Source organism: Microcoleus sp. D3_18_C2, from assembly GCF_036702395.1.
Taxonomy (GTDB): Bacteria; Cyanobacteriota; Cyanobacteriia; order Cyanobacteriales; family Microcoleaceae; genus Microcoleus.
Window position 1 is genome coordinate 39,638 of record NZ_JAUBTG010000029.1, and the last position, 8,400, is coordinate 48,037.

6 protein-coding genes are annotated in these 8,400 nt (G+C 45.4%); 5 read left to right on the forward strand and 1 reads right to left on the reverse strand.

What is annotated here, in order from left to right; genetic code table 11:
• Positions 1-284 precede the first annotated feature (284 nt).
• Positions 285-482, reverse strand: coding sequence for a hypothetical protein (locus tag QUA88_RS17810; protein WP_333057913.1), 198 nt, complete (start codon positions 480-482; stop codon positions 285-287).
• Positions 483-876: 394 nt separating this feature from the next.
• Between QUA88_RS17810 and QUA88_RS17815 the strand changes: the two genes are divergently transcribed.
• The 5 genes from QUA88_RS17815 to coaBC all read left to right on the forward strand — a co-directional run bounded on the left by QUA88_RS17815 (position 877) and on the right by coaBC (position 8,288).
• Positions 877-2,787, forward strand: a complete 1,911-nt coding sequence (locus QUA88_RS17815) for an ATP-binding protein (protein WP_333057914.1) — start codon at positions 877-879, stop codon at positions 2,785-2,787.
• Positions 2,788-3,264: 477 nt separating this feature from the next.
• A complete protein-coding gene (locus QUA88_RS17820) occupies positions 3,265-5,352 on the forward strand; it encodes a CHASE domain-containing protein (protein WP_333272943.1) in 2,088 nt (695 codons plus the stop codon).
• A 599-nt stretch (positions 5,353-5,951) separates the two neighbouring features.
• Positions 5,952-6,575, forward strand: coding sequence for an alpha/beta hydrolase (locus QUA88_RS17825; protein WP_333057916.1), 624 nt, complete (start codon positions 5,952-5,954; stop codon positions 6,573-6,575).
• A 45-nt stretch (positions 6,576-6,620) separates the two neighbouring features.
• The gene (isiD, locus tag QUA88_RS17830; protein WP_006632739.1) at positions 6,621-6,833 is read left to right on the forward strand and encodes a protein IsiD; all 213 of its coding nucleotides are present in this window, start codon (positions 6,621-6,623) and stop codon (positions 6,831-6,833) included.
• Between the two features lie 255 nt (positions 6,834-7,088).
• On the forward strand, positions 7,089-8,288 hold the full coding sequence (gene coaBC / locus QUA88_RS17835; protein ID WP_333272946.1) for a bifunctional phosphopantothenoylcysteine decarboxylase/phosphopantothenate--cysteine ligase CoaBC: 1,200 nt from the start codon (positions 7,089-7,091) through the stop codon (positions 8,286-8,288).
• Positions 8,289-8,400 lie beyond the last annotated feature (112 nt).

Consider the following 8,400-nt stretch of genomic DNA (forward strand, 5'->3'; position numbering starts at 1 on the left):
CTGCCAAAAGGTATATATAGATACAAAAAAAGCTCAGACTTTTACCACTTTAGAACGCACACAGCAAGGGTGATATGGGAGTTTACCGATCTTCGACGATCGACAAAACAAACTTACCCCCCCTAACAGGAGATAGGAGGGGTCAAGAAATGAGCTTAAACTACAGGGCCCACGCGCGCGCGGTGATCGATCCGGTTTCTGATCCGATGCTTCGCTAATCCTCCTCTGATTGCTCGTAGAAATCCGGTTGATGAGCGTAAGTCCTTAATTAGTCCGATCGCTCGTTAGTGGGATCGATCGATCAAATTGCTCAATATGGTACTCGCCCGTTCTAAAGGTAGGTGTCTGGGTTTGCCGTTCCAGACAATCTGATATTCGTTGCTGTTTTGACCATCGCCGTAGCCAGAAATTAGCTTCCGGTGAAATGCTTCCTCAGCTAAGTGGTGAACTTTTTCTCTGAGAGCAGTTTGTGCGATCTTCATAATTTGCTGCCTCTTAAATTTTCTTTCACTGTCATAAACAATTATAAGTACACAGTGTACCTCTCAAAAGTTATAGCTTTTTTTGGGAGGGGGGAAAGAAGTAGTCATTAGTCATAAGTGCTTAGTCATAAGTGCTTAGTTATCAATGCTTAGTTATCAATGCTTAGTCATCTATACTTAGTCAGATGTTAAAGGAAGAAGGAATACTTTCCTACTCTCACCCACTCCCCCTCTCCCCATCCCCCCATCTCTCCCAATCCCCCTATTGGGCAATACTGAAGGCAGAATTGGTCGGAGTATTTGTCTGACTGCTGGAATATCTATGCCCCCAGGTAGTATCCCCTGCACCAACTATAAAGTTACCGTAAAAAATTAGCTCAAAGGAGGTTAGAAAATGCTGCAAGAAAAAAGCACAGAAACAGCGCGCGTCAATGCTCGAAAAACCGATATTTTCGATGTGTTCAACTTCAAACACTATATCGGGCCCAACCCTTATTTAGACACCGCGGCTTTAGTTTTTGATTTAGCGGTGACGGGGGGGAGCGAACCTTTGCCGATCGCACATTACCATACAATTATTAGCGATCGCTACCCGCAACTGCTGCACGAAACTTTCTCGAACCATGCCCAACTGTTCGGTCGTACCGCCTCAGAACTAGCAAAACTCGACATGGGTTTGCACTTCCAACACTGGAACATCAAGCCATTTTCTTACTTTAACAGAATCAGCATAGAAGCACTTCACGCCCGCACCGCCAGAGCCGTAGTTTACGCAGTTTGGGATTGGTTTGAAGCCATTAATCAAAATCAAGACTTTCCCTTAGAAGCACAAATGGGCGCGCTGCAAAATATGTTCCGGCAGTCAGTTTACGGAGGGCCGACAGTTTATTCGTTAATGCGATCGGCATCCCAAAAAGGCATTCCCACATTTTATTTGTGGGATGAAGGACTAATGCAATATGGGTACGGTAAAAAACTGGTTCGTGGCTCTGCAACTACTTTTGATTCTGACAGCCATTTAGACTCAGATTTTACCACGCGCAAAGACGATTGTAAAGCTTTTCTCGCTACATTAGGATTTCCTGTTCCCCAAGGCGATATCGTCTCCACAGAAAACGGAGCTCTGGCAGTTGCTAGAGAAATTGGCTACCCAGTTGCTATCAAACCCGTAGTCGGTCATAAAGGAATTGGCGTCACAGCAGATGTCCGAGATGGTGAGGAATTGCAGGCGGCTTTTAAAAGAGCAGTTAAGGCAATTCCCGAAACAGATCCGGTGCGAGTAATTGTGGAAAACAGCATCAAAGGATCGGATTTTAGGCTGCTGTGCGTTGACGGCAAATTTGTTTCGGCAACTGAACGCCGGCCCGCTTCGGTAACAGGTGATGGCGACTCAACAATTCGCGAATTGATCCGCCGTGAAAACCGCAAACCAGAACGTTTGGATACGCCTACTTCGGCGATGAGCAAAATTCAGTCCGACGAAGCGATGGAAATGTATCTGGAAGAACAAGGGCTGTCATTAGATAGTGTACTAAGTCGCGATCGCACTGTGTCTCTACGCAAAGTCGCTAATCTTTCCGCAGGCGGCGTCAGCATCGATGCTACCCGCAATATTCACCCGGATAACATTGTTTTAGCTCAAGATATCGCCCTACATTTTCGGTTAACTTGTTTGGGAATTGATGTGGTAACAGAAACTCTCGCCAAATCTTGGAAAACCGGGAATTTTGGGATTATCGAGATCAATGCCGCGCCGGGAATTTTTATGCACCTTAACCCTGCTGTCGGCGAAGGAGTTGATGTACCTTCCCATATTATCGAAACTTTCTTTGAATCGGGAAAATTAGCCAGAATTCCGATTATTACTTTCAACAGAATTTCGGTACATGACCTACAAGAAACCATCGACCATGTTCTGTTGCAGCATCCCGATTGGACAATCGGTGCTGTTTGTCGCGGTGGACTTTTTGTTAACCGTTCTGAAAAAGTTTTGAATAAGAATTACCATCTGAACTTGCAAAGTTTGCTGCGGAATCCCAAGCTCGATTTGTTAATTGCTGAATATCCCGAAGATATTTTGGAAGCTGAGGGAATGTTTTATCGGGGCAGCAATATGGTGGTGCTGGACAATCCGGGGGAAACTGAGATGATGTTGGTCAGAGAAAGCACTGATGACGATACTGTTGTGATGAGGGAAGGAAATAGTATTTCTATTCGCCGCCAAGGATTGATCGAACAGTATACTCTGGGGGATGATGAACCGTTTACACGGGTTTATTTGAAGGAAATAGGGACTGTTTTGTAAGCGGTTCCACCTTTAAGTTGGCTTTGTGGGGCGGGTATTGAGTACCCGCCCCACCAGATCGAGGCTTTTTCTTGTTCCCCGGTTCTTCCGGGGCAGGAACTTGGGAGCGCCGAGATTGGAACTGACTTCGTTACACTTAGTTACAATTGGTTTTAATTCCTCAGTAAGCTGTTCTCCATTTAAATTGTGTGTCAAAAATCACTCAAATTATTGTGGGATGGGCACGCGAGCCCGTCCCGAATATGCAATTTAAACGCGCAACAGCTTAGTGGATGGACTATTCGGAAGAAACCGGGTTTCTTCCCAACTTTCTCGTTACACATTAATATTTTCGTAGAAATTGGGTTTCTCAAGGTAAGTTCTATTTCTGCGATCGTAAGTTTTTAGACAATCTTGTTTGTCGGCTGTCGATCGTGCTATCAAGGACTTTTACAAGTCTTTAAAAAATAGCACTTCGGTGGCAGAAGGTGTGGAAATATGAATTTTGCGAGCAATTGGTTTAATTCGCTGACCGAAAGTTTACAGTCGCACCGTCGCTACATTCCAGCAGCGCTGACTCTTTGCACAGGTACGAGTTTGTCCTTGGCAGCCGCAGCCGTTGTGTGGCATTCGGAACACCAACGAATGCAAGCGGAATTTCATCAGCAAGCCGATCGCCTGAATGTGACTTTGCAGCAAAGCATCAACAAAAATTTAGAAGTTCTGTACTCACTGGAAGCATTCTACAGGGCGTCTACTGAAGTTAGCCGACAAGATTTTAAGCAATTCGCTCAACCTGCACTTGCCCGAAATACTGCTATACATTCTGTTAACTGGATTCGGCGCGTGCCTGCTGCCCAAAAAGCAGCTTACGAAAAGACAATTCGAGCCGAAGATTTTCCGGCATTTCAAATTTACGAACGAACTCCTGACAAAAAGCAGGTCAAAGCAAAAGTGCGATCGGAATACTTTCCTATTATTTACAGAGAAGCATTAGAAGAAGATAACAAAGTGATCGGTTTTGATGTTGCCTCCAGCCCCGATCGCAAAACAGCTTTAGAGAAGTCGGCGAATACCGGGAAAATAGCGGCTTCCGCGCGGATTAGATTAGTCAGCAACAATCAACCAGGATTGCAAGTATTTCTACCAGTACCCCGCCCCACAAATTCTCCAGATAATTCGGTCAACGGCCGCCAAAACCTCATGGGAGTGATTGCGGGTCTGTTTCAGATCACGAGTATGGTCGATTCCTCTTTAGAATCGCTGAATTTAGACAAGATTAATTTTTACCTCTATGACAACTCTGCTATAGAGAAAGAACACTTTCTGGTGCGCTACGACTCACAAGCTAAGCAGTTGATAGATAACCCAAAACACGAAAAGCCAGAGTTAGCTAATCTGCGGGGAAAAATCTGTAAAAATCCTAGTGCTTGCACTCGCCTATTTAACGTAGCAGACCGCCAGTGGAGGCTGCTAGTTTTGCCAGGGAAGGGGTACAACAGTCTGAGGACGCATCAGGGTTCGCTGGCCATTGGGGCGATCGGGCTATTGATGACTGGCAGCTTGACGATTTACCTGTTGATGTCTCTAGAACGTACTGCAAAAGTAGAACAGCAAGTGTACGATCGTACAATTCAACTAAAACAGCGCACCGCTGAACTAGAAACAGCACTAAAAAATTTGCAGGAAGCTCAATTTAAACTAATCCAAACTGAAAAAATGTCCAGCCTGGGGCAGTTGGTGGCTGGAGTTGCCCACGAAATTAACAATCCTGTCAACTTCATCTCTGGCAACCTGATCCATACAGGCGCATATACTAGAGACTTGCTGGAACTTGTGGAAATATACCAGCAGCAATATCCCAACCCAACGCCCGAAGTGCAAGCGAAACTAAAAGATATTGATTTGGATTTTATCAGTGAAGACTTGCCTAAAATCCTAAAATCTATGAATATGGGAGCTGAACGGATCAGCCAGATCGTGCTTTCTCTGCGTAATTTTTCGCGCTTGGATGAAGCTGAAATGAAGTCGGTTGACATTCACCAAGGAATTGACAGCACCTTGATGATTTTGGATAGTCGGCTGAAACAAAAAGCTGATTTTTCTGGCATTGAACTCATCAAAGAATACGGAAATTTGCCATTGGTGGAGTGCTGTGCGGGACAATTAAATCAGGTATTTATGAATATTTTGAGCAATGCTATTGATGTTTTATCTGATGCAGAAAATCAAAAAAGGCTCAAAAAAAACGCCTCGGATTCTGCCTTTTTACCTACTATTCGGATTCGCACTGAACTTTTAAGTTCTAATTGTGTATGCGTGCGAATTGCTGACAATGGAACGGGCATGACGGAGAATGTCAAAAAACGTTTGTTTGATCCGTTTTTTACTACCAAGCCTGTAGGCCAAGGTACTGGCTTGGGATTGTCTATCTGCTATCAAATAGTGGACAAACATCAAGGTTCGCTCAGGTGCGTGTCGGCTTCGGGGGAGGGAACTGAATTCTGGATTGAGGTGCCGGTGCGACAACAGTCTAAGCAATCTATTTCTAAGGTTTTACCTGCGGTAGGTGTCAATCGATTTTAGATTTTAGATTTTAGATTTTAGATTGACTTGCGCGAGATAGATTCGGGGGGGCAAGTTTCATCGGATACAGGTTTTTTATTTCTTCATTAATTAATCTGGGGGCTTGTATCCTGGATGCTTTCGGTCAATTGGAATTAGCGGAACAAATCTCGCTTTTAGCTGAGTCTTGCTGGGAGCATCTCAATGAAAGCAGCCCAGCTATAAATTGGAGACAGGAGGCAGGAGATAGGAGGCAGGAGGGGGCAGGGGGCAGAAGGCAGGAGGGGGCAGGGGGCAGAAGGCAGGAGGCAGGAGGAAAGAGGCAGAAGGAAGGAGCCAGAAGGAAGGAGCCAGAAGAAGTGTTTTTACAAATATGAGATGCTCCCTAATTCCTGTTTATAAAACGTAAAATCTCCGCATTTTACTTGGGAAAGTTTCGGATTTAGCACTCTACTTTCAACGGTTAACTGTCAACTGTTAATTGTCAACTGTCAACTGTTATAGTTATTAGCAAACCTGTGCTAAGTTCAGTGGAATATTGCCGAAAAAAATATCTGGGTTTTTACCCGTCGTAACAATTTATAATTGTAGCCAGGCCAGATTACCAATTATTAACTACGATGTCTTTACAATCTATTAGCATACCGCCCACAACGGATCGCAAACCTGTCGCTTTGATGGTCGCTTTACATGGATGGGGTGCTAATGCTCGGGATTTGACTTCCTTAGCACCCTTTTTCAATTTGCCGGATTATCAGTTTGTGTTTCCCTATGCCCCCTTTCCCCATCCCCAGGTAACGAGTGGCAAAGCGTGGTATAACCTTCAAACCAAAGACGCTCAGGGATTGGTAGAAAGCCGGCAATTGCTGAGGGAATTTTTGCTGTCTTTGGAAAGCACCACGGGCGTGCCTTTGTCTCGCACGATTTTAAGTGGCTTTTCTCAAGGCGGAGCGATGACTCTAGATGTGGGATTGACTTTGCCCCTAGCTGGTTTAATTTGTCTGAGCGGTTATTTACACCAGATTTCGCCAGTTGCGGGGAGTGTTTTGCCACCTGTTTTAATCGTACACGGTACTCAAGATACTATTGTGCCTGTTAGTGCTGCTGTGCGATCGCGCGAGAGTTTGACGGCTTGGGGAGCTGCGGTGCAGTATCGAGAATTTAACATGGGACACGAGATTCTGCCGGAAGTTATAGAGGTAATGCGAAGTTTTGTTGTAGAAACTGTGTCGAAATCTGATTAAAGGTTTAGTATATAGTATGGCGGAAGTCTCGGGCAGGGGAAAAAAATGAAAACTTTAACCAAAGCATCGCGCGATATTGCTGTACTTACTTCTCAGGACGTGGCAGAATTGGCTGTCCGTTTGGAAGTTGACGATTATACAGATCCTTTTGAGGGATTGAATGATTGGCATTTGTTGCGATCGCTTGCTTTTCAGCGGCCGGAGCTGGTTGAACCTTATCTCCACCTTCTGGATATGGAAGCCTACGACGAAGCATAGACTGAAAAATCTAGCTCAAAATTTTCGACGGAATTGAGGAAGAAGTTAGCAGCATATTTTGTTGCAGATTAAACAGATGAATGAGGGATTTTAGTCTGTTTTTATCTTAATTTCTTTCTTGATTCTTTTTTATGGAAAAATGACACCAGTTTCAAAAAAGAATGTGAATGTAGGCCAGCTCTCAACCCTGGTATTCATCAGTCATTCCCAAATTAAAATCTAAAATCTAAAATCTAAAATCTAAAATGGTATGACATGAAAGGCAGACGAATTTTAATCGGCGTTAGTGGCGGGATTGCGACTTATAAAGTTTGCGAAGTAGTTTCAACTTTAGCGAAAGCTGGAGCGGAAGTTAAAGCTATTCTTACTGATGCGGCAGGGGAGTTTGTAACGCCTTTGACTTTTGCTACTCTGTGCCGCCATCCTGCTTTTACTGACAAAGATTTTTGGCAACCAAGTCACGGGCGCCCCCTGCATATTCAACTGGGAGAATGGGCGGAAGTTTTTGTGATTGCTCCCCTGACGGCTAATACTTTGGCTAAGTTGGCGGGGGGTTTTGCTGATAATTTGTTGACTAATACTGTCTTAGCTTCTAATTGCCCAATTTTGCTGGCACCGGCGATGAATACGGATATGTGGGAACAGTCGGCGGTGCAGCGGAATTGGCGGGAAGTGTTGAGTTATCGGCGCTATCATGCTGCGAATCCGGGGGCGGGTATGCTGGCGTGCGATCGCGCGGGTGTTGGCCGTATGGCAGAACCTTATGAGATTTTGCCTCATATTGAATCGCTGTTGTATGCCAAGGGCGATCGAGATTTAGCGGGGCTTCGGGTGTTGATCAGTGCGGGAGGAACGCGGGAACACCTCGATCCAGTGCGGTTTATCGGCAATCCTTCCAGCGGCAAAATGGGTATAGCTTTGGCGCAAGCTGCACAGCACCGCGGCGCTACAGTGACGCTGGTACACAGTATAACTGGCGAATTGCCGCTGTCAGGTGTGCGGGCGATCGCAGTTACGAGTGCGGGCGAAATGTGGCAGGCGATGCTGCAATGCTTCCACGATGCGGATTTGACGGTGATGGCGGCGGCGGTAGCGGATGTGAAGCCGGCTGAGTACAGTAGTGAGAAATTGCCGAAGCGATCGCTCCCGAATTGTTTACCGTTGGCACCGGTAGCGGATATTGTGGCAGAGTTGGGAAAATTGAAACAGCCGCATCAAAAATTAATCGGGTTTGCAGCACAAACTGGGGATATTGTCAAGCCTGCTTTGGAGAAATTGCGGGCGAAGAAACTCGATGTAATTGCCGCAAACCCGATCGATCGAATAGGTGCAGGTTTTGGCAGCAATACCAATCAAGCAATATTAATTAATGCCGCCGGCAAGCAAGTAGAAATAGCACCTTGCAGCAAGCTAGAAATGGCTCACCGATTGTTAGATTTTGTGATGAAAGGGTGAGGGCGATCGAACTGCGATGATATTACCAATTGCGGATTTGTCGCCTTGTGGGGGCGGGTTTTGGAGATGGTAGGTTTCTAACATAAATGGTTGGTAAAACCCGCCCCTACAA